General features: G+C 71.7%; 15 protein-coding genes. 5 read left to right on the forward strand and 10 right to left on the reverse strand.

Features of this window, described 5'->3' with window-relative positions:
- Positions 1-249: 249 nt before the first annotated feature.
- Both PSD17_RS00730 and PSD17_RS00735 read left to right on the forward strand, forming a co-directional pair.
- A complete protein-coding gene (locus tag PSD17_RS00730) occupies positions 250-1,113 on the forward strand; it encodes a LysR family transcriptional regulator (RefSeq protein WP_339120931.1) in 864 nt (287 codons plus the stop codon).
- Positions 1,114-1,305: 192 nt separating this feature from the next.
- Positions 1,306-3,564 (forward strand): molybdopterin-dependent oxidoreductase, encoded by a 2,259-nt coding sequence (locus tag PSD17_RS00735; protein WP_339120932.1) that lies wholly within the window; start codon positions 1,306-1,308, stop codon positions 3,562-3,564.
- 10 nt (positions 3,565-3,574) lie between these two features.
- Here PSD17_RS00735 and PSD17_RS00740 read toward each other — a convergent pair whose 3' ends face one another.
- From PSD17_RS00740 to PSD17_RS00750, 3 genes are read right to left on the reverse strand one after another with little or no spacing between them, the layout of a single operon-like run.
- On the reverse strand, positions 3,575-4,654 hold the full coding sequence (locus PSD17_RS00740) for an LLM class flavin-dependent oxidoreductase (RefSeq protein WP_339120933.1): 1,080 nt from the start codon (positions 4,652-4,654) through the stop codon (positions 3,575-3,577).
- The gene (locus tag PSD17_RS00745) at positions 4,651-5,859 is read right to left on the reverse strand and encodes an acyl-CoA dehydrogenase family protein (protein ID WP_103382034.1); all 1,209 of its coding nucleotides are present in this window, start codon (positions 5,857-5,859) and stop codon (positions 4,651-4,653) included. The genes PSD17_RS00740 and PSD17_RS00745 overlap by 4 nt, the downstream gene beginning before the upstream one ends.
- Positions 5,856-7,082, reverse strand: a complete 1,227-nt coding sequence (locus PSD17_RS00750) for an LLM class flavin-dependent oxidoreductase (RefSeq protein WP_339120936.1) — start codon at positions 7,080-7,082, stop codon at positions 5,856-5,858. Before PSD17_RS00750 ends, PSD17_RS00745 begins: the two co-directional genes overlap by 4 nt.
- 80 nt (positions 7,083-7,162) lie before the next feature.
- Between PSD17_RS00750 and PSD17_RS00755 the strand changes: the two genes are divergently transcribed.
- Positions 7,163-7,786, forward strand: coding sequence for an NAD(P)-dependent oxidoreductase (locus tag PSD17_RS00755; RefSeq protein WP_158703373.1), 624 nt, complete (start codon positions 7,163-7,165; stop codon positions 7,784-7,786).
- A gap of 86 nt (positions 7,787-7,872) precedes the next feature.
- Here the strand turns inward: PSD17_RS00755 and PSD17_RS00760 are convergent, their stop codons facing one another.
- The 6 genes from PSD17_RS00760 to PSD17_RS00785 are packed head-to-tail and all read right to left on the reverse strand — an operon-like array spanning position 7,873 to position 15,265.
- A complete protein-coding gene (locus PSD17_RS00760; protein WP_339120938.1) occupies positions 7,873-8,676 on the reverse strand; it encodes an alpha/beta hydrolase in 804 nt (267 codons plus the stop codon).
- Positions 8,673-9,989: an NtaA/DmoA family FMN-dependent monooxygenase gene (locus PSD17_RS00765; protein ID WP_103382038.1), complete on the reverse strand. Its 1,317-nt coding sequence runs from the start codon at positions 9,987-9,989 to the stop codon at positions 8,673-8,675. The genes PSD17_RS00760 and PSD17_RS00765 overlap by 4 nt, the downstream gene beginning before the upstream one ends.
- A gap of 44 nt (positions 9,990-10,033) precedes the next feature.
- Positions 10,034-11,605, reverse strand: coding sequence for an ABC transporter substrate-binding protein (locus PSD17_RS00770; RefSeq protein WP_339120940.1), 1,572 nt, complete (start codon positions 11,603-11,605; stop codon positions 10,034-10,036).
- 56 nt (positions 11,606-11,661) lie between these two features.
- Positions 11,662-13,356: an ABC transporter ATP-binding protein gene (locus PSD17_RS00775; protein ID WP_339120941.1), complete on the reverse strand. Its 1,695-nt coding sequence runs from the start codon at positions 13,354-13,356 to the stop codon at positions 11,662-11,664.
- On the reverse strand, positions 13,353-14,273 hold the full coding sequence (locus PSD17_RS00780) for an ABC transporter permease (RefSeq protein ID WP_013674332.1): 921 nt from the start codon (positions 14,271-14,273) through the stop codon (positions 13,353-13,355). Before PSD17_RS00780 ends, PSD17_RS00775 begins: the two co-directional genes overlap by 4 nt.
- Complete coding sequence (locus PSD17_RS00785) at positions 14,270-15,265, reverse strand: ABC transporter permease (RefSeq protein WP_132975376.1); 996 nt, start codon at positions 15,263-15,265, stop codon at positions 14,270-14,272. The genes PSD17_RS00780 and PSD17_RS00785 overlap by 4 nt, the downstream gene beginning before the upstream one ends.
- 881 nt (positions 15,266-16,146) lie before the next feature.
- Between PSD17_RS00785 and PSD17_RS00790 the strand changes: the two genes are divergently transcribed.
- Positions 16,147-17,253 (forward strand): LLM class flavin-dependent oxidoreductase, encoded by a 1,107-nt coding sequence (locus tag PSD17_RS00790; protein WP_339120944.1) that lies wholly within the window; start codon positions 16,147-16,149, stop codon positions 17,251-17,253.
- Between the two features lie 832 nt (positions 17,254-18,085).
- On the opposite strand, the gene PSD17_RS00795 is transcribed toward PSD17_RS00790, so the two are convergent.
- A complete protein-coding gene (locus PSD17_RS00795) occupies positions 18,086-19,027 on the reverse strand; it encodes a nucleoside hydrolase (RefSeq protein WP_339120945.1) in 942 nt (313 codons plus the stop codon).
- Positions 19,028-20,065: 1,038 nt separating this feature from the next.
- On the opposite strand from PSD17_RS00795, the gene PSD17_RS00800 reads away from it, so the two are divergent.
- Positions 20,066-20,746, forward strand: a complete 681-nt coding sequence (locus tag PSD17_RS00800) for a glutamine amidotransferase (protein WP_339120950.1) — start codon at positions 20,066-20,068, stop codon at positions 20,744-20,746.
- Positions 20,747-21,214 lie beyond the last annotated feature (468 nt).

Here is a 21,214-nt window from a genome sequence, read left to right on the forward strand (position 1 = left end):
TCGCGGAGTGCACGGTGCCGTGGTCGATGACCCGGCGCTGCGTCAGCCCCTCATGATCCTCGCGGCGACCGGTGCGTGGACCAGTCGGTGCACCCGGCGACACCTCGACAGCCGGCAGCGGCCGGGTGCCGTTCGAGGGTGCCGTGCTCCGCATACGACGAGACAACCCGAGGCCCGGGCCGCTGTCCAACGACGAATTCGCATCACAATCGATCACGAGACGCGATCGGTCGGTGTTAGCGTCGCGGAATGGCCGTCTCCACCGTCGTTCTCGACATCGTCGCGCTGCGCAGCCTCGTGGCCGTGGCCGACTGCGGGGGCTTCCACCGTGCCGCCGAGCACCTCGTCCTGTCCCAACCGGCGGTCAGCCAGCACGTCCGACGCCTGCAGAAGGCCGTCGGCCGGCCGCTGGTCGAGCGCGTCGGCCGCCACAGCCGGTTCACCCCGGAGGGTGAGGCTCTCGTCGGTGAGGCCCGACGGATCATCGCGGCGCACGACGAGGCGTTGCGCCGCATCGGGGTCGGCGACACGCGCGCGTCGATCGTGCTGGGGACGACCGAGCACGCGGCCGACGAGCTGCTCGGTCTCGTGTCGGGCGCGGTGAGCGAGGTCTTCCCCGACTCCGCGGTCCGCTTCCGGCTCGACCGCAGCGACCGGCTCAACGACGCCATCGAGCGCGGCACGCTCGACCTCGCGATGTACATCGGCGACGTGCGGGGGTCCGACAGCGTGTCGGCGGGCTCCCTGCCACTCACCTGGTATGCGGCTCCGGGCTGGCGCAGGCCCCCACCGGGGTCGCCCATCCCGCTCCTCGTGATCGACAGCCCGTGCACCATCCGGCGACGCGCCCTGGAGACATTGGCCGACAACGCGTTGTCAGCGACGGTGGTCGGCGAGGCCGCCTATCTCGCCGGGGTGCTCAACGCCGCGCGCGCCGGTCTCGGAGTCGTCCTCCTGGCCGGTTCGGGCGGCGTCCCGGAAGGCCTCGAACGGCGCGACGACCTCCCCCCGGTACGGCCGGAGCCGCTGCACCTGCGTGCGAAGCCAGGCTCGGACCCGCGCCTGCGCGACGCCGCGGCCCGGGTACTGGGCACGATTCTGGTCCCGGCCTGACGATCCTGGTCCGGCGGCGCCCGACCGATCACGTGCGCTGATCGGTCGTGATGCGAAATCGTCGTTGGACGCTCGGCACCGGGTCGGGTTGGCTCGGACAGTGCCGTTCCCACTCCCGCAGCCCCTGACCCACCGGCCCGTCGCCGTGGCGAGCTGTCGCGGCCGGCGCGGAGGGGGAACGGCGGCAGGCTGATGCCCCAGCCGCACAGCACGCACTGGGGCTCGTTCCTCGGTGAGGTCACCGCCGCCGGGCTCCGGGTCACGCCCCGCGCGGCCGATCCCGAGCCGTCCCCGTTGCTGCGCAACGTGCCTGCGGCCGTCGACCATGCCGCCCGGGTTCGCCGTCCCACGGTCCGCCGGGGCTGGTGGGAGGACGGCCCGGGTCCCGACGACCGGCGCGGCCGGGACGGGTTCGTCGAGGTCGGCTGGGACGAGGTGCTCGACCGGCTGGCGGGCGAGCTCGCCCGGGTCCGCGACGCCCACGGCCCGGAGGGGGTCTACGGCGGCAGCTACGGCTGGGCCAGCGCCGGCCGATTCCACCACGCCCAGAGCCAGGTGCACCGCTTCCTGAACCTGGCCGTCGGCGGGTACGTGCGCTCGGTCGGTGACTACAGCGGGGCGGCCGCCCAGGTCGTGCTGCGGCACGTGCTCGGGCCGTCGGAGCTGGTGTCGAAGGGGACGGTGACCTGGGACCAGGTCGCCACGCACACCGACACGGTCCTCGCGTTCGGCGGGATGAACCTGAAGAACAGTGCGGTCGGTGCCGGCGGGATCAGCGCGCACGTCGAACGCGCGGCGATGACCGCGGCCGCGCGTCGCGGCGCCGTCTTCGTCAACATCGGGCCGCTGCGCTCCGACCTGCCCGACGGGATCGGCGCCCGCTGGTTGTCGGTACCACCCGGGTCGGACACCGCGCTGATGCTCGGGCTGCTGCACACCCTGGTCACCGAGGACCTGCACGATCGCGACTTCCTGGCGCGGTACAGCGTGGGCTGGGACTCGCTGGCGGAGTACCTGTGGGACAAGGACGCCGGGTGGGCTGCTGCGATCACGGGGGTGCCGGCCGGGGAGATCCGGGAGCTGGCCCGACGCGCTGCGGGCGGGCGCACCCTCGTCACCGTCGCGCAGTCGTTGCAGCGCGCCGAGTTCGGCGAACAGCCGGTATGGGCCGCGGTGGCGCTGGCCGCCGCACTCGGCCAGATCGGCCTGCCCGGCGGCGGATTCTGCTACGGCCTGGGCTCCATCGGGCACTACGGGCGCACCCGGGTGGCCGTGCCGATCGCCGCGGTGCCGCAGGGCCGCAACAGGATCGACCTCTCGATCCCGGTCGCGCGGGTCGCGGACATGCTGCTGCACCCGGGCAAGCCCTACGACGTGGACGGGCGACGCTCGACGTACCCGCACGTGCGGTTCGCCTACTGGGTGGGTGGCAACCCGTTCCACCACCACCAGGACCTGGGACGGCTAAGCCGAGCCGTCCGGCGGCTCGACACCTTCGTCGTGCACGAGCCGGTCTGGACGGCGACCGCCCGGCACGCCGACGTCGTGCTCCCGGCGACGTGGACGATCGAGCGCGACGACATCGGGGCGAGCGCGTTCGACCCGGTCATGACCGCGATGCACCAGCTCGTGGACCCGCCCGGTGAGGCCCGCGACGACTACGCGATCTTCGCCGCGCTCGCCGAACGGCTGGGTGCGGGACCCGCGTTCACCGAGGGCCGCGACGCACGCGCCTGGTTGGAGTGGCTCTACGCGAGGACCGCGAAGGGGCTGGCCGACGAGGGCCTGCCCGCGCCGTCGTTCGACGAGTTCTGGGCCGCGGGTGAGCTGGAGCTGCCGCAGGTCGAGGACCGCGGCGGGATCATCGGGGCCTTCCGGGCGGACCCGGTCGGCCACCCGCTGCCGACACCGTCGGGCCGGATCGAGCTGTTCTCCGAGACCGTGGCCGCTTTCGGGTACGCGGACGCTCCCGGCCACCCGGTTTGGCTGGCGCCCACCGAGGTCCCCGACCCGCGGCACCCGCTGTGGCTGGTGGCCAACCAGCCCTCGACCCGGCTGCACTCGCAGCTCGACTTCGGGGCACACAGCTCGGCGCACAAGGTGAACGGTCGGGAGGTGGCGCGAATCCACCCTGCCGACGCGGCCGCCCGGGGCATCGCCGACGGCGACGTCGTGACGCTGTTCAACGACCGGGGCGCCTGCCTCGCCGCCGCCGCGGTCACCGACGGCGTCCGCGAGGGCGTCGTGCAGCTACCGACGGGCGCGTGGTTCGCTCCGCTCGACCCCGCCGCCGAGCACCCGTTCTGCGTGCACGGCAACCCGAACGTCCTGACCCGTGACCGCGGCACGTCGTCGCTGGCCCAGGGGTGCACCGGCCAGCACACGACGGTGCAGCTCGCACGGCACGAGGGGCCCGTGCCGCCGGTCCGCGCGCACGAGCCTCCCGTCTGACGTGCCGGGTTCAGCCAGGTGCCCAGCCGAGCGCCGGGGCGACCTCGCGGGCCAGGTCGGTGATCAGCCGGACGTTGGCATCCAGGCCGAACGCCGGCGGCAGGAACAGCACGATCTCGTCGGCGGCGGCCAGGCCCGGATCGGCGAGCACCGCGGCGGCGACGCTGTCGGGGTCACCGTGATGGACCGGGCTGATCGACATCCCGTCGGGCAGGTCGGCCGAGATCACCGGCTCAAGGGCGCCCCGCGGGCGCGATGCCGCCATACCCTCGGTGCGCCGCTGCAGGTCGTAGGCAGCGTAGGTCTCCCGCAGCGCCGCCGTGGTGCCGGGCAGGATCGACGCCGCGACGGCGACGGGGGGCGGTTCGGTGCCGCGCTCGGCCCGCCACGTCGTGCGGTAGGTCTCGATCACCCTGGCCTGGTACTGCGGGAAGCTCTCCCCCGGTTCGAGCCCGCGCAGCACGGTGCCGACGATCAGCCCGAGCCCGAGCCGCGCGGCCTCCGACGCCGACCCGGCGCTCGCCGCACCGTGTCGGAGCCGCCCACGCAGGCCCGGGCTGTGCGGGGTGACCCGGATGGGCGTCCCGACGGGAGCGCCCTGCCCCGGACCGTCGACGACGTGCAGGGTCTCTCCGTCGACGGCTGCGAGGAACCGCTCGAGCCGGCGCCGGGCCTCGGTCCGCGCATCGGTGGAGACGCCCCCGAAGATCGGGTCCCAGCCGGCGAGGCTCCCGGTGGCCAGCGCGAGCTCGAGGCGTCCGCCGACGAGCAGGTCCGTGGTGCCGGCCGCCTCGGCCAGCAGGATCGGGTCCTGGTACCGCATGGGGATCACCGCGGAGCCGAGCGCGATCCGCTCGGTGTGCTGCCCGACCGCGGCGAAGAACGGCAGCGGTGAGGACAGGTAGTGGTCGAAGTGACGTTGGTAGGCCCAGCCGGACTGGTACCCGAGGGCCTCCGCGGCCCGGTAGAGCGCAATGCCGTCGCGCAGGCCCGGCCCCGGCCCGGCGTCGTCGGTCCAGGAGACGCGGGTGTTGAACCCGAGCCGTGTCGTCACACGCTGCTCCGGCAGCTCGACGGCCGTCGCGGTCATGAGGTACCCCCTGTGGTCGGGACGAGCAGCCGGCGACCGGCAGCGAGCAGCGCGGCGTCCTCCTGCGGCGGATGGACCCGCACGCACAGCACGTCGCGCAGATGCCGTTCGAAGGGCAGGTGCCGGCTCAGCGCCGGGTTGCCGAGCGCGGCGACCGCCGTCTGGACGGCGGCGACGGCCGAGCGGCCGATCTGCACCTTCAGCAGGGACAGCTGGGGAAGGTGCCGGGTGTCGCCGGCCTCGATCCGCAGGAGCGTCCCGTAGAGCAGCGCCTCGGCCTGCGCGATCTGGGCGTCGATCTTCCCGGCGACCGCCTGGATGCGCTCGGTCTGCGCGATCGGCGTGCCGAGCGCCGTCGGGACGCGGTCGCGGGCGAACCGGACGAACGCCGCCCGGGCCGCGCGGGCGACACCGACGTACAGGGCGGGGTAGCCGAAGCTCGTCGGGCTGGTCGCGGACGCGAGGTCGCGGTAGACGCCGTCGACGCGTGGGAGCTCGATGAAGGCGTCGACCGGGACGCGTACGTCGTCGTAGACGACGTCGTGGGTGTTCGACGCGCGCAGCCCGAGGTGGTCCCACGTGTCGACCCACGTGATCCCGGCTGCCTCGCCAGGCACGACGACGTGCCCGACGCGTGGCCGGTCCGGGTCACCGTGCGGCTCGTCCGCCACGGCCCAGACGACGTGGTAGGCCAGCGCCGTGCCGCCGGTCGCGTAGGCCTTGCGCCCGGACAGCGACCAGCCGTCGGCGGTGCGGCGGGCGACGGTGGCGGGCAGACCGCCCCGGGCGGGCGCGCCCAGCTCCGGCTCCGCCCGGATCGCGTTGACGAGGGCGGGACCGTCTGCGCTGCGCCGCAACAGGTCCGCGTAGGCGGCGGCAGGCCAGTGCCCGGTGGCGGCGTGAGCGCCGTGGATGGCGAGGGTGTTCGCGGCGAGCAGTGCGACCGACGGGTCGCCCTCGCCGAGCGCGACGAGGATTCGCGCGACGTCGAGCGGGGACGCGCCGGGCCCTCCGTCGCGTTCGGCGACGGTCGCCGTGAGCAGGCCCGCCCGGTGCGCCACCTCGATCCCGCGGGTGGGGATCGCGGCGCTGCGGTCGTACTCCGCCGCGGTGGCGGCGACCTCGGCGGTGACCTCGGCGAGGCTCTCGTCGGACAGGTCCGGCGTCGGGAGGGTCAGGGGCGCGACCGACGTGGACGCCGTCACCGGACACCGGCCAGGGCGTCGGCGTCGAACCCGGGAGCGAGCGCACCCTGGTGCTCGACCTGCAGGCTGCCGCGCTGTCCGGTCGCCTCGCGATGGGCCAGCTCCTGACGGACGAGCGGGATGACGTGCGTGCCGTAGTCCCTGGCGTCGGCCAGGTTGTCGTAGCCGCGGATCGAGACCAGGTCCGCACCGAGGTCGATGTAGTCGAGGATCGCCGCGGCGACCGTCTCCGGCGTACCGACGAGCGCCGTCGAGGCCCCGCCGGCGTTCGTCGTGGCGGCCGTGCGGGTCCACAGTGCACGGTCGTACACGTCCGCGCCTGCTGCGAAGTGCAGGGCCCGCTGCGAGCCGACGTTCTGCGGGGTGCCGGAGCCGGTCAGCGAGCGCAGGCCATAGGTGCCCTCGCGGAAGGTCCGGCCGATGCGCTCGGCATAGTCGTACGCCTTGCGCCAGGCCAGTTCGTCGGTGCGGTCGACGATCGGCCGGAAGGTGACCCAGATCCGCGGGCGGGGACGGCCCGCAGCATCGGCGATGGCGTGCACCCGGTCGATCTGAGCCCGGATGTCGGCCAGGGGCTCACCCCAGAAGCTGAAGACGTCGGCCTGCCGACCGCCGATCTCGAATGCCTCGTCGGACTGGCCCCCGATCGAGATCGGGATGGTGTCCCCGTGAGGACGCAGGCCGGGGCCGAAGTCGTCGAAGCGGTAGAACTCGCCCTCGTGACTGAACGCCGCCGGCTCCGTCCACGCCCTGCGCAACAGGTCGACGAACTCCGACGTGCGGGCGTAGCGACGCTGTTTGGGCAGGTAGTCGCCCTGCCGGGCCTGCTCGGCATCGTTGCCGCCGCTGATGAGGTGCACGACCGCCCGGCCCTCGGTGAGCTGGTCGAGGGTGGCGAGTTGCTGGGCGACGACGAGCGGGAACGCCGTGTTGGGCCGGACCGCGACAATGGGGCGCAGCCGCTCGGTGAGCTGCCCGACCGCGGACGCCGCGACGAACGAGTCGGGACCGCCGGAACCGTAGGGCAGCAACGTGTAGTCGTAGCCCGCCTCCTCCAGGGTCCGGACGTAGGTGCGGAAGAAGGCCGGGTCGATCCCGCGCGTCGGGACGGGGTTCAGCTCCGTCGACGGGTTGAGGTGCGACTGGCTGATGAACTCGACCTTCCGCGCCGCCGTGGGCGGGATGGCGTGGTCGAGGCCGGGCGACGATGTCGGCGCAGGCATTGTGGTCTCCTCGAGGAACATCGGGGTGCCACAGCGGCGCGGTGCCGCGGGCTCCCCTCGGGTGTGAGGGATGGAGTCGCGTGAAGATTGCTGTTCTCGGCGCCACCGGTCCGACCGGCCTCGCCTTCGTCGACTCCGCCCGCGGGCGCGGGCACGCGCTCACCGCGCTCGTGCGTGGAGCCGGACGCCTCGACGACGGGCCGGGCCTGCACGTCGTGCTGGGCGACGCGCGCGACGCCGCGGCGGTCGAGGAGACGGTGCGCGGGCAGGACGTCGTGTTCGTCTCGCTCGGGCTGTCCGCGGGCGGCGCGGCCGACGAGACGGTCACGGTGTGCACCGACGCGGTCCGCCACCTCGCCGCGGTGCTGCCACCGGACGGGCCGCGAGTTCTCGTGATGAGCACCCACGGTGTCGGCGACAGCAACGACGGCTCGCCGTACGTGACGCGGCTGTGGGGGCTGATGGGCGAACGCCTGCGCGACAAGGAGACCATGGAGGCCGAGCTCGTCACGTCCACCCTGGACTGGACGGTCGTGCGCGCACCGCGGATCACCGACGGCCCCGCCACCGGGCGGTACCGGATCGCACCGCGGCTCGCCGTCCCCGCCGACGGGCACGTCGGCCGGGCCGATCTCGTCGCGTTCCTGCTCGATGAGATCGAGACCCCGGCCCACCCGCGGGAGCTGCTCTCGATCGCGTACTGAGGCCGCCGGGTGCGGACGGGTTCGTCCGCACCCGGCGCACGCCCCTGCCGGGTGCGCCACCACCCCCGAGGAGACACCCGGTGAGATCACGCCGAGCCCGGTGCGGCGGCCGGCACGTGCTCCGACACCCAGTCCGTCACGAGCGCGGCGACGGCGTCCTGGCTCTCGTAGAAGGTGTGCGTCGCCCCCGGGATCACGACGACGCGTGATCCCGCCGGCAGCAGGTGCTCCCCCGCGGCCGTGACCGCGGCGAGGGCCTCCTCCTGGTCGCCGGTGTCGCCGTGGATCACCAGCACCGGGACGCCCACCGCGCCGAGCAGCTCCTCCTGGGTACCGGTCGCGCCGAGCTTGGGGCGTTGCCGGTTGACCACGACGTGCGTGCGCGTGACCGAACCGTCGACGCGTAGCCGCACGTCCTCGTCGCGGTACCAGGCCGCGAGTTGCTCGTCGTCCAGGAACGGGTAAGGCGCGTCCCCGTAACCGGCGCCGGTGAGGGCGCCGGTCAGGACGAGGGTCGCGACGCGCGGCCGCAGCGGGGCGACCCGCAGCGCGATCGCCGAGCCGAGGCTCTGCCCGTGCAGGATCTGGCGGGTCAGCCCGAGCGCATCAAGGTGGTCGAGTGCGGTGTGCGCGTCGTCGAGCAGTCGGTCGGCGTCGACGACGTCCCCCTCCGAGGACCCGAACCCGCTGAGGTCGATGCGCAGCACCGCGTGCCCGAGCGCGGAGTACTCGTCGGCGAGCCGGTCGAAGCGGCCGCCGGCGCGTCGGTCGGAGAGGAACCCGTGCAGCAACAGCACCGCGCTGTCGCCCGTGCCGGGCGTGAACGTGGCGGCGAGCCTGCCGCCCCACCGGCTGGTCAGCTCGAGGTCGGTGTCGGTCCTCGTCGTCATGCCAGCCCCAGGTTCTCGCGCAGTGTGGCGCCCGTGTACTCGGTGCGGAACACCCCGAGGCGCTGCAGGTGCGGCACGACGGCGCGGCCGAACTCCTCGAACGACCCCGGGAAATGGGTGGGCGTGATCAGGAACCCGTCGGCGGCGCCGGACGTGAAGTACGCCGCGAGCTCCTCCGCGATCTCCTCGCCGGTCCCGACCACCTGCGGGGTCAGCTCGCTGGTGGAGAACTCGACGCCCGCCTCCGCGATCGTCACCCGGTCGCGACGGGCGCCGAGCAGCTCGTCGAGTTGGACGATCGCTCGGCTCTCCGTCTGCCCGTCGGTCGCGCGCTCCTCGATGACGTCGACGTAGCGGGCGTCGAGGTCGACCCCGGCGAGGTCGACCCGCGCGAAGTGGCTGAAGAACCGGACGCCGGACTCGGGTGTGATCCGGGTCCGCAGGAAGTCCCGCCGCGCCAGCGCGATCTCCTTCGTCTCCCCGATGATGGGTTGCACCGCGGCGAACAGGCGGATCCGGTCGGCGTCGCGCCCGGCAGCGCGGGCCTTGCCCTTGAGATCGTCCTTCTTGGCCTGCATGTCGGCGCGGGTCCGCTCGATCGCGAAGATCACGTCGCCCCAGCGAGCCCCGAACGTACGCCCGCGCTGGGAGTCGCCCGCCTGGATGATCACCGGGTGCGTCTGCGGGCTCGGAGGCAGGTTCAGCGGGCCCCGAACCGCGAGGTACTTGCCCCGGTAATCGGGCACGGTGATCCTCGCCGGGTCGGCGAAGAGCCCCGACTCCTGGTCCTGCACGAGCGCGTCGGCCTCCCAGGCCCGCCACAACGCGAGGACCGCCTCGACGTACTCGTCGCCGCGGTCGTAGAGCTCGGCGCCGGAGAGCTCCTCGACGTGCGGGAAGTTCAGGTAGTTGCCGGGGCCGTGCGACTGGATGACGTTCCACGCGACCCGCCCGCCCGACAGGTGATCAAGGCTGAGCAGCGTCCTTGCCAGGTTGTAGGGCTCGTTGAAGCTGGTGGACAGGGTGACGCCGACGCCGAGGTGCGTGGTGACCGCGGCGATCTGCCCGGCCACCTGGGCGGGGTCGTGCTTGATGGAGTTGGAATGCCCGTGCCGGGTGAAGTCCGGGTTGTGACTCACCGTCTCGGGGATGAACGCGAGATCGAACTTCGCGGCCTCGAGCGTGCGGGCGGTCTGGTGCAGGAAGTCGCGCCCCAGCCAGTCGCGGGTGGAGTAGGGATGGCGCCAGGCGCCGGCGTAGTGGCCGCTCGGGAACAGCACGTAGCCGCCGAGGAACAGTTGGCGTTCGGTCATGATGCCGCCTTCGTCGGAGGGATGGAGATGCCGTGTGCGGCTGGCTATGGCTGCGCCGCCCTGCCGACCTGCTGGGCGTAGAGGTAGCGGTTCGGCTTGGGCGTCCACTCCAGTCCCTTGGACACGACGCCGGTGAAGGGCGACGGGTAGAGGAAGATCGCGTGCGCCTGCGAGTAGGCGTTCTCGATGGCCTGGTTGACGTAGGTCGTCTTCTCCGCCTCGGTCGCGGCGTTCTGGGCCTTCGTCGTCAGCTCGTCGAACTCCGGTGCGCGCAGGTGGCTCTGGATGTGGTCACTGCGGAAGGGGCCGAAGTTGCCCGTGACGTCACCGCGGAACGAGCCGCCCCACATGATGTAGTAGAAGTCGGCCGCCGCGTCGTCGGGCCCGTACTGGCTCTGCAGCCAGGCCGGGAACGGCTGCTGCGTGATCTTCAGGGTGACGCCGACCTTCGCCCACTGGGCGACGATCGCCTGGGTCGCCGCGTCCTGGGAGACGTAGGTGCCGCTGGAAAGGGCGACGGTGAGCGTCAGACCGGTGGCATGACCCGCCTCGGCCAGCAGCTGTTTGGCCTTCTCCGGGTCGTAGGGGTAGGCGCGCACCGACGGGTCCTGCGGCTGGTACGGCTCGTAGACGACCTGGCCCGGCAGCGGCTGGACCGCGCCCTGCAGCAGGCTGTTGATGATCGTGGTCTTGTCGGTGGCGTAGTTCAGCGCCTGCCGGACCCGGGGGTCGGCCAGCGGAGTGCCCGTCTTGCGCTCGTTGATCGCGAGCGTCAGCGGCTGGGTGCCGACGCCGAGGATGGTGTCGTAGGTGTCGGAGTCCTTGAACTGCGCGAGGTCCAACGGGTCCAGGTTGAGGATCAGGTCCTGCTCCCCCGCCCGCAGCGCGGCGACGCGCTGCGCCTCCGAGGCCAGCACCGTGTACTTGACGTGGGCGAACGCCGGCTTCGTCCCCGCGTAGAAGGTGTTCAGCGACAGGGTGGCGCCGTTCTCCTGGTCGAGCTTGTCGAGCTTGTACGGGCCGCTGCCGAGCGCCTCGTTGTCGAGGTTGTGCGACTGGGCGAACAGCGGCTGCACGATGAAGATCGTCCACAGCCGGCCCGGCAGGTCGAGCGCGGGCTGGGACAGGTTGAACTGCAGCGTCGAGTCGTCGATCTTCGTGACCGACTTCAGGTACTTGCGCAGCGGCGCCCCGGAGGTGCCCTTGTAGTCGGGGTTGAGCAGCTGTTGGAAGTTCCACACCACGTCGTCGGCGGTGAGCGGCGACCCGTCGGAGAACTTCGAGTCGGTCCGGATGGTGAACCGCCACGTCAGCGGATCGGTGCTGGTCCATGCCGTCGCGAGGCCCGGCTCGACCGAGAGATCGGGGGCGATCCGGGTGAGCGACTCGTAGATGGATCCGACGATGGAGCCCGAGGAGTCGGGAGAGCCGCCCTTGTGCGGGTTGATGCCGGTGATCTGGCGGGAGAGCCCGAGCCGGAGCTCGTCGCCGACCTTCGGTGTATCGGCGCTGCCGGCCGCGCCACCGCAGGCGGAGAGGACGGTCGCGAGCACCGCCGCGATCGCGAGAGCGACCACGACGGCGGGCCTGCGACGGACGGATGGTCTGTGGGTCACGGGTTTCCCTGTCTGCTTCTGCTGCGGGTCGGAGTGGGTGGGGGCGTCCGGTCGGTTCACGATCGTGCGAAGGCGCGGCCGGGGATCGCGTCGACGAGCGCCCGCGTGTAGGGGCTCTCGGGTCGTTCCAGAACGTCGTCGGTGCGGCCCCGTTCGACGACGGATCCCTCGCGCAGCACGACGAGGTCCTCGCACAGGTAGCGGACTACGGCGAGGTCATGGGAGATGAACAGGTAGGTGAGGTCGCGTTCGATCCGCAGTCGCGCGAGGAGCCGGAGGATGCGGGCCTGCACGGACAGGTCGAGTGCGGAGACCGGCTCGTCGGCGATGATCACCGACGGTTCGGTCGCCAGTGCGCGTGCGATGCCGACCCGCTGCCGTTGCCCGCCCGACAGCTCGGAGGGATGCCGGTCGCGGAAGCTCCGGGGCAGCTCCACCTCGTCGAGCAGGGAGTCGATCCGGGCCGCGACCTCCCCGCGGGACAGCCCCGGGAAGTTGATCTCCAGCGGCTCCCGCAAGGTCTGGGCGACGGTCAGCCTGGGGTCGAGCGAGCTGTACGGGTCCTGGAAGACGTACTGCACCTCGCGGCGCCACTGCCTGCGCTGCGCGCGGGTGTGCCGCGCGACCGGGTTGCCCTCGTAGAACACGACGCCGGAGTCGACCCGTTCCAGACCCACGATGATCCGCGCGAGCGTGGTCTTGCCCGACCCGGACTCTCCGACCAGCCCGATCGCCTGACCCTTCGTGACGGTCAGGTCGACCCCGTCGAGGGCGACGTGACGGGCCCGGCCTGCGCTGCCGCGCACCGTGAACGCGCGCCGGACGTCGCGGACCTCCAACTGGTCGGCCACGGGCGACGCCGGCTCCGCGACGGGGAGCAGGCGTTCTGCGACCCGGACGGGTTCGAGCCTGCTCGGCGTCGCGGCGAGCAGCTGCCGGGTGTAGGCGTGGTGCGGGTCGCCCAGCACCTGCGTGGTCGGCCCGGACTCGACGATCCGGCCGTCCGACATCACGTAGACGTGGTCGGTGCGGTCTGAGACGACGCCGATGTCGTGGCTCACCAGCAGCACACCGAGACCGAGCCGTTCGCGCAGCTCGTCGATGAGGTCCAGGACCTGGGCCTGCACGGACACGTCGAGGGCCGTCGTGGGTTCGTCGGCGATGAGCAGCTTCGGGTCGCGCGCCAGCGCCATGGCGATCACGACGCGCTGGTTGAGCCCGCCGGACAGCTCGTGCGGGAACGCGCCGAGGGTCTTGTGGACGTCCGCGATGCCCACCGCGGTCAGCAGCTCACCCGACCGTTCCCTGGCCCGGCGGCGGCTCGTCCCGGCGGGAAGCGCCTCCCGTAGCTGCGCAGCGATGCGCATCCGCGGGTTGAGCGACGCCGTCGGGTTCTGAAAGACCACCCCCACGGAGGCGGCCAGGTGAGCCCTGGCCTCCTGCTCCCCCAGACCCGTCAGCTCGCGATCGGCGAGCTCGATGCGACCGCCGACCACCTGGATCGCGGACGGGAGCAGCCCGGCCACCGCGAGCGCGGTCAGCGTCTTGCCGGAACCCGACTCACCGACCAGCCCCACCGCGCGGCCCGCGGCCACCCTCAGCGACACCCCGTCGACGATCGGTTCCGCGCTGTCGCCCGGAACCGGACGGAGGCCGACCGTCAGGTCGTCCACCCGTAGGACCCGGTCGTCGGCGGGCTCCGGTCCGAGCAGCTCCGCGTCAAGAGTGATCATCCGCGGTGCGGCGGTCATCGTGCGAGTCCTCTCCGGGTGACGGGTCCACCCACGAACCGTTCGGCCAGTCCGTCACCGAGCAGCTGCAGTCCGACCGCCGTCGCGACGACGGCCAGGCCGGGGAAGAGCGCGATCCAGGGCGCGGTGAAGATCTGGGCCTGGCCGGTGGCGACCATCTGACCCCAGTCGGGGTCGGGAGGTTGGACGCCGAGGCCGAGGTAGCCGAGGCTCGACTCGAGCAGGAGTGCCGAGGACGCATTGATGGTGAACGCCACCGCGAGCAGCGGCAGGACGCTGGGGACCAGGTGCCGGCGCGCGATCCCGAGCCGCCCGGCCCCGGCCACCCGGGCCGCCTCGACGTACTGCTGTTGCACGACGGCGCGGGCGTGCCCGCGGATGACCCGGAACGTGAGCACCCATGACCCGAGGACCAGGACGAATACGATCGGGACGAACGAGTTCCCCACGAACGACAGCACGACGATCGCGAGCACGATCGACGGGACCGCCAGCTGGACGTCGGCGAGCCGGCTGGTGAGCGCATCGACCCAGCCGCCGTACAGTGCGCCTGCCAGGGCGAGGACGAGTCCCAGCAGCGACGCGACGACCGCGGACACCACGGTGATCGCGAGCGCCGTCCGCCCGCCGAAGACGACCCGGACGAAGACGTCGCGGCCGAGCTCGTCGGTTCCGAACAGATGGGCCGCCGAGGGGGCCTCGAGGATCGCGTCGAAGTTCTGGGCAAGTGGGTCACCGCCGGTGAGCGGACCGATCAGCGCGGTCACCAGCACGCCGGTCAGAACACCTGCCCCCACCCAGCCACCAACACCGATGGTGCGCCGGCGAAGACGCCGGCGGTCGACCCGACCCTCGGCGTCGACCGAGGCCGGCCCGGCGGACCCGCCGTCGGCCTCGGTCACCTGTACGAGACTCACGATCGCAACCTCGGTTCCACGACGGCCGCGACGATGTCGACGACCAGGTTGATCAGGACGAAACCGACGGCGATCGCCAGCACACAGACGATCACCAGCGGGTAGTCGCGGTTCTGGACCGCATTGATCGACAACTGCCCGATCCCCGGCCAGCCGAAGACGGACTCGGTGACGACCGCCCCGCCCAGCAGCACCCCGGCCTGGATCCCGACGACGTTGAGCGTGGTACCCAACGAGTTGGCCACGACGTGCCGCCACACCAGCACGTGCCGCGGCAGACCCTTCGCACGGGCGGTGCGGATGTGCTCGGCCTGCAGCACGTCGAGCAGCGCGGTCCGGAACACCCGTGCGATGGCCGGGATGAACGCGAAGGCCAAGGTCAGGGCGGGCAGCACCATGCTGGCCGCGTCGCCGGTGCTGGTCACCGGGAACCAGCCGAGCCGCACCGCGAAGACGATGATGAGGACGATGCCGATGAAGAAGGTCGGCACCGACTCGATCCCGGTCGCGATCCCGAGCGGCACCCTGCTCAACCAGCCCGAGCGCGCCGTCGCCGACACGTAGCCGATGACGCCACCGAGAAGCACCCCGATCAGCAGCCCGGTCAGGCCGAGCGCGAGGCTCGCCGGGATCTTCTCCAGCGCGATCGGCAACGGGTCCCCGCCGTAGCGGATCGAGTCCGGGAACGTCCCCGTCACCACGCTCGTGAGGAAGTGCCAGTACTGCACGGGCAGCGGCCGGTCGAACCCCATCAGGTGGGTCAGCCGCAGAATCTCGTCGGGCGGCGCATCGGGCGGGACCAGCAGGATCGCGGGGTTGCCGGTCGCGTTGAGCGCGAAGAACACGAGCGTCACGGCGCCCCACACGGCGACCAGACCGGTCGCCAAGCGCCCACCGATGTAGCGCCAGCTGACCGGCGCCCGCACACGGCGGCGGGCAACGGTCCACGACGACGGCGCCGGGCCGTCGGACACGTCTTGGGACACGGACACGTTGAGACCTCGAGAACGGAGGAAGTCGGGGCGGGCCCCGAGAGGAAACGGCAGCGTTCGGCCACGCCTCGAAGGCGCGGCGGTCGGAGCCGCCGACCGGGACGACGAGGGACACAGGCCTTGCGACCCGAGCACGCCGGCACGTGCCGGCACGCGTCGGCTCGCATCACCCGGCGCGGGGTCGGGCAGCCGGGGAACGCCTCGATGCGCCCCGACGCGACATGGTCAGCGCCTGCGCGTGCTCGACTACGAGCGTCCGCGCCACTCGACCACCGGCCTGCCACAAGGCCTCGGTGCAGCCGTGGACGCGGCGACCAACGGCGTCCTCGTCGAGCTTGCGCTCAGTCGGTCAACGCGTACGACAACTCGCCGAGTTCACGGTGCCGTGATCGATGAAACGACGCTGCGTCAGGGTTCCGCTCCACGCCGAAGACGTTGCGCACAGTGACACCGCCCCACGCCACCGGCGACCGGTAGCGGGAATGAACAGTGTCGTCGCCACACAGGGAGTAAAGCCCACCGGCCAACGCCCGTCCAACGACGAATTCTGATCAGAACCGATAAGGGACCGCGATCAGTGCAGCCGGAGCCCGCGACCACCTGGGACTTCGTCTCGGCGCGGTCCCGTCGCCACGAACGCGCCAACCCCCGCGCGACACCGCCACATTGACAGCGTCGGGCACGATGCACCTGACTGGACGCAGAGGCCACCCGATCGACCGACGACCTCGCCGACAGGCCGCACCGGCCGCGTAGCTGTCCGGGTTCGAGGAGACAGCCGTGCGCGCCCGACGTCGCCGTACCGGGACACCTGTCCCGACCCCGGCACCGAGCTCCGCCTCCGACCCCGACGGTCCTGTCCACAGAACGGAGTGACCCGGATGGACCGGCAGTTCCTCTGGTACGTGCCCAACATGATCGAGCGGGGCCACCGCGGCGACGACACGGTCGACGGCTGGGGCAGCCTCGACTACTCCGTCGAGCTCGCCCGGGCCGCGGAGCGCCATGGCTGGGCGGGCGCGCTGATCGGGACAGGATGGGGGCGGCCCGACAGCTTCGTCCTCGCCACCGCCATCGCCGCGCGCAGCACGTCGTTCGTGCCGCTCGTCGCCGCCAGGCCCGGTTACTGGCAGCCGGCACAGTTCGCCACCGCCGCGGCGACGTTGAGCCGGCTGACCGGCGGCCGGGTGTGGGTCAACGTCGTCACGGGCCGCGACTCCCTGGCCGCCTACGGCGACGGCGAGGCCGACTACGACCGGCGCTACGACCGCACCGGCGAGTTCCTCCGCCTCGTCCGTCGCCTGTGGACCGAGGAGGACGTGACCTTCACCGGCGATTTCTTCCAGGTCGAACACTCGACCGTCGTCCCACGACCGGCCGGCGGGCAAGCACCCCGGCTGTACTTCGGCGGCGCGTCGGCCGCCGCGGAGAAGGTCTCCGCCACCCAGGCCGACGTCCAGCTGTTCTGGGGCGAACCCCTCGAGGGCATCGACGCACGGATCGCGCGGCTCCGGCAGCTGTCCGGACAGCTGGGCCGTGAGCTTCCACCCCTGGAGTTCGGGCTCCGGGTCACAGTCGTCGTACGCGACAGCTCACAGGACGCCTGGCGGGCCGCGGAGGAGCGCGTGGCGCAGATGGCAGCCGATCCGAAGATCGGCATCGACGGCCACCGTGGATCCGTCGGACAGGATCGACTGCTGGCCCTAGCCGAGCGGGGCGAGGTGCTCGATTCCTGCCTCTACACCGCACCGGGCCACTACGGCGGTGGCGGTGCCGGATCGACCTGGCTCGTGGGCTCGTACACCGAGGTTGCGGCGGCGCTCGAACGCTACGCCGACCTCGGCATCACGCATTTCGTCCTGTCCGACACGCCCTACCTGCGCGAGGTCGCCCGCATCGGCGACAACCTCCTCCCGTTGCTGCGCGAGCCGCTGTCCCGCGGGCCCCGTCACCCGAGGATGTCTCATCGCAACGCCATCGATCTCTGACGGTCCGCGTTCGGCGCGCGGAGCTCGGGGTGCCGCTGCTGCGCCCGCTGGCGCCCGGTGGGCGCGGCAGGGTTCGTACCTGCAACCCGTGCCGGCCCGCGACAACGCGGTCTCCCGCGCCCGATTCGAGTTCCGCCGGCGCGACCGGTTCGTGCTGTCGCTCGACCGAGACGTTGTTCGTGGCCGCGACCCGATCGCTGCTGCAGACGTCAGAGGGTCGGCCCCCGCCGAGTCTGTCTGTGGCCGAGGCGCCGGCGCGGGCGCCCGCTCCCGGGTGCCGAAGAGGGCACCGACGCGCACCTCGCCCTGGCCGGGCTGCACGGCAGGCTGCGGCTACTCGCCGGGGACGTGCGCGACAACCGCCCGTGGCGGCAGGTCCCACCTGTCCGGCGCCACCGCTGCGGCCGCTGCGGCCGCCGACCGATCCCGGTCACTTATCCTCCCAGCTGCACCGGCCCCGTCGTTCGACGCCTACCCCTAGTCGAGCTGGTGTGGCTGGCGAGCTCCGTCGGCATCGTGGCCGGAACACTCGGCTCCGGCCTCGAGACCGAGCAGGCCGTCCGGAACGCGACCTGCGGCAGGCGGAACGCGAGCGCCGGCGCGGCCGCAACGCGAGGTCGACGTCGTCGAAGCGATCACGGACCGGGGAGATCGGACACTGCCGGGGGATCTCCCCCGTGACACGTTTCACCTCGCGCTCGTTGCAGCCACGATGACGGGTTCGTTGCCGGCGGCGGCCGTGGCGCAGCTGACGCCGAGTTCGTCTGGACCGTGGCGGTCGGCCGGCGTGGCATCGGCCGTGGCGGTCCCGTCTTCACGCCTGTGAACCGACTCAGCCCAGGGTGCTCAAGTACCGGAGGGCGTCTGCCAGTACGACCTCGCCCTCGGTATCGAGCGCGATGTCCACCAATGGGCCGGACGCGTCGGGCCGGCGATCGGGCACGGTCATGCCGCGTCCAGGGCCGAGTGTGCAGGCCACGTTGACCCGATGCGGCGTGGTGCGCAGCGTCCCAGGGCGGATCGCCTCCAGCATGGCCAGCATGTCGTGGAGGGCGATCGCGTCGAGTTTGTAGCGTTCACGGGTGGCCTCACGGTAGAGCGCCGCTGTGCGGACGAGCGTTGCGCAGCGCGGCCCGGCCTGGCTGAGCGTCTCGAGCCACTCGTCGTCGGCAGTGCAGTTCATCGTGAGATCGAGCGGCACGAGCGTCACGGGGACCTCGGGTTGGGTCAGCACACGGTGTGCGGCCTCGGGGTCCGCGTAGACGTTGAACTCGCCCGCCCCTCGGGTGTTGCCCATGCCCAGAGCACCACCCATCGCGACAATGCGCCCGATGCGTGGGGTGAGTTCGGGATGCGCAGCGAGCAGAAGCGCGGTGTTGGTCATCGGACCCAGACAGACGATCGTGACCGGAACCGAAGACTCCCGCAGAACGCTCACCATGAGGTCGAGGGCAGGACGAGGGTCGGCAGGCCCGGGCTCCGGGAAGCCGCTCGACTGCATGCCGAGGCCATCCGCGCCGTGCCATTCCGGTGCGACCTCGGCCTGCACGTGTACCAGTGGCCGCGCTGCGCCCGCGGCCACCGGTATGTCGGTACGCCCGGCAAGGGCGACAATCCGCCGGGCGTTCACGAATGTCTTGTCCAGGGCGACGTTGCCATAGGAGGCCGTGACGGCACGGACGTCGCACTCTTTACTGGACAGGGCCAGAAGGATGGCGAAGGCGTCGTCCACGCCGGGGTCGGTGTCGATGATCAGCGAACTGGGGGTTGGCAAGGTCGCGTCCTCGATTCATTCATCATGTGGCAATGCCGGCTCGGCGGAGGCCCGGGAGACGGCCCGGAGCGAGAGCGCACACCTTCGCCAGTGCCTCCACGAACTTGCTGCCCGTGCCGCAGCGACTGCTCGCCCACCCTCTCGGAGAGGCTGCGGCATTCAACGGCTGGACCAACTCCTGCTGGATCGGAACCCCCTTCCTCCGGCCGGTCCACCAGGCGCCCAGGGCTGACGTCAAGCTGGCCAGGCTGCGCACGATGGGCCGATCGGCCCCTGGGGCGGTGAAGCGCGCATACCTGGTCTAGAAACGTTTCGGCACCCGAACTTACGGGCATGCCCGCTGATGGTCAACTGTGTCGATCGAGCCCCTCGTGAGCAGAGAGCGCCGCGTCTCGCGCACAGCGTGCCCGTGCCAGGGCTGCCGGAGCGGCACATCGAACAGTGGGTCAGGCACGGGCTGACCGCACGGATCTCCTCAGCGCCGAGGCCGAGCCGGTCCATCACCCGGACCGGACGTCCTCGACCACGACGTCGGCTGCCGGCGCCGAGATCCGCACAGCCGCCCGGTCGAACGGGTCGCGCAGGTCGAAGGGGGATCGAGGCCCGGTTGCCGTGGCGACCTGGAAGTACGTGGCCGACCTGGGCCGGCGTACGGCCGGCCCGATGCGCGGGGGTCGTCACCGCGACCACGTCGCTCGGCTTTCGCCTGTCGCTCCTGTGTCGGCCAGGGCCATTGTGGCGAACGGACCCGCGAGCGCCCGGACAAGTCGAGGATCGGGGCCCGTCGAGAGCACGGGGTGCACTGCCGCTGACACCTCTGTGTTGACCGCGCGCCGGCAGGGCAGGCTATCGTAGAAACGAATCAAGTTTCCGTCGGGCAGGCTACTCGTCAGCAGCGAGCGGTCGGCGGCAGGCTCTCTCGCGGGTTCTCGAAGGCCGTCGACAGGGAAGGGGTGCGGCATCGTGACGGAGGATGACCGCGGTGCCCCCGACCCATGCCGAATTCCGCGGGTGACCGTGCCCGACGAGATCGACAGGATGCCGCGGCCGACGTTCGACACGGGCCTCACGACGAAATCACGTCTCGCGAGCAGGACGACGCACGATGCTTCCGGCGCCGCTGCCGCTACTGCTACGGCGGGGAGATCCACCCCGTCGTCGAGGACGCGGCTGTCGCAGCACCGCCCGCGAAGCCACGCACGGCGAGCACATCCTCCTTCGCGCGGGCTGCAGGTGCACCCTGCCGACTCCTGCCAGAAGTCGGGTCCCGTGAGCCCGGAGACGCAGGGACCGCTGCGCGTACTGTTCGACGGCGGGTCGCGGTTCGAGCACACGATTCACCTGAAGGGCTTCGACCGGTTCCACAACACCGAGTACGAGGAAGGCGCCGGCGAGTTCCTGGCCGCGCTCGACCGCGAAGGCTTCGAGGTCACCTACGTCCGCGGCCACGAGATCTCGTCGAAGTTCCCCAAGTCTGGCCGCCGGCCCGCCCTACTGCGCGACTGGACCTCAGGCAGGGGGCCTGGTGAGGGTCGGCGGCTACCTGCCCTTCACCGGGATCGACGGCAAGGCACGGTTCGGGACACCGTCGCAGTGATGTCCGTACGGGGTGAAGGGCGCCGGGAGGCATGCTCACGGCGCGGGCGGTCGACACGTTCTGACGTCCGACTGACCGCTCCTCCAATGCTTGCCGCACGTGCGCAGCCCACGTCGGCCTAGAAACGATGGCATTCCAGGTGGGGGCGGGCGATCCGAGCACCCGACCCGCTTCCCCGGCCGTGTTTCTGGAGCGGGAGCACGTCCCGCCGCTCGGAGGGGCCGAACAGCGTTGAACAGGCCAGAAATCTCCGGCTGAGGGCAGCATCTGGTTCGCCGGGGTCGGCCACTGACGCCCACTCACGCGCCGAACGGCACACAATCTGAGCCGAGGTGAGTTGACGGTCACAGTAGAAACGTTAAAATCCCGCTACTGGGAAGGCCGACCTCTCCAGCGGTCAGCCAGGCGGGTGCGCAAGGGTGCACGTTCGCGTAGAACCTCGGTTTCACGCACCTCCTGCCCGCCCGTGCCAGCTCCGGTCACGCGGCAGGCCGGTAGAAGCGACTCTCACGGAAGGTGGACGAGCCGATGGGGTATCTCGACAACCTGATCATCAATACGGACAACTACAAGCACTGTCACTACCCGCT

Origin of the sequence: Pseudonocardia sp. D17 (assembly GCF_036984265.1) — a bacterium.
Taxonomy (GTDB): domain Bacteria; phylum Actinomycetota; class Actinomycetes; order Mycobacteriales; family Pseudonocardiaceae; genus Pseudonocardia; species Pseudonocardia benzenivorans.

What these genes read in the sequence shown, in the direction of transcription:
- PSD17_RS00730 (WP_339120931.1), top strand. Translation starts at nt 250, where the DNA reads ATGGCCGTCTCCACCGTCGTTCTCGACATCGTCGCGCTGCGCAGCCTC.
- PSD17_RS00735 (WP_339120932.1), top strand. Translation starts at nt 1,306, where the DNA reads ATGCCCCAGCCGCACAGCACGCACTGGGGCTCGTTCCTCGGTGAGGTC.
- PSD17_RS00740 (WP_339120933.1), bottom strand. Translation starts at nt 4,654, where the DNA reads ATGACCGCGACGGCCGTCGAGCTGCCGGAGCAGCGTGTGACGACACGG.
- PSD17_RS00750 (WP_339120936.1), bottom strand. Translation starts at nt 7,082, where the DNA reads ATGCCTGCGCCGACATCGTCGCCCGGCCTCGACCACGCCATCCCGCCC.
- PSD17_RS00760 (WP_339120938.1), bottom strand. Translation starts at nt 8,676, where the DNA reads ATGACGACGAGGACCGACACCGACCTCGAGCTGACCAGCCGGTGGGGC.
- PSD17_RS00765 (WP_103382038.1), bottom strand. Translation starts at nt 9,989, where the DNA reads ATGACCGAACGCCAACTGTTCCTCGGCGGCTACGTGCTGTTCCCGAGC.
- PSD17_RS00775 (WP_339120941.1), bottom strand. Translation starts at nt 13,356, where the DNA reads ATGACCGCCGCACCGCGGATGATCACTCTTGACGCGGAGCTGCTCGGA.
- PSD17_RS00790 (WP_339120944.1), top strand. Translation starts at nt 16,147, where the DNA reads ATGGACCGGCAGTTCCTCTGGTACGTGCCCAACATGATCGAGCGGGGC.
- PSD17_RS00800 (WP_339120950.1), top strand. Translation starts at nt 20,066, where the DNA reads ATGCCGCGGCCGACGTTCGACACGGGCCTCACGACGAAATCACGTCTC.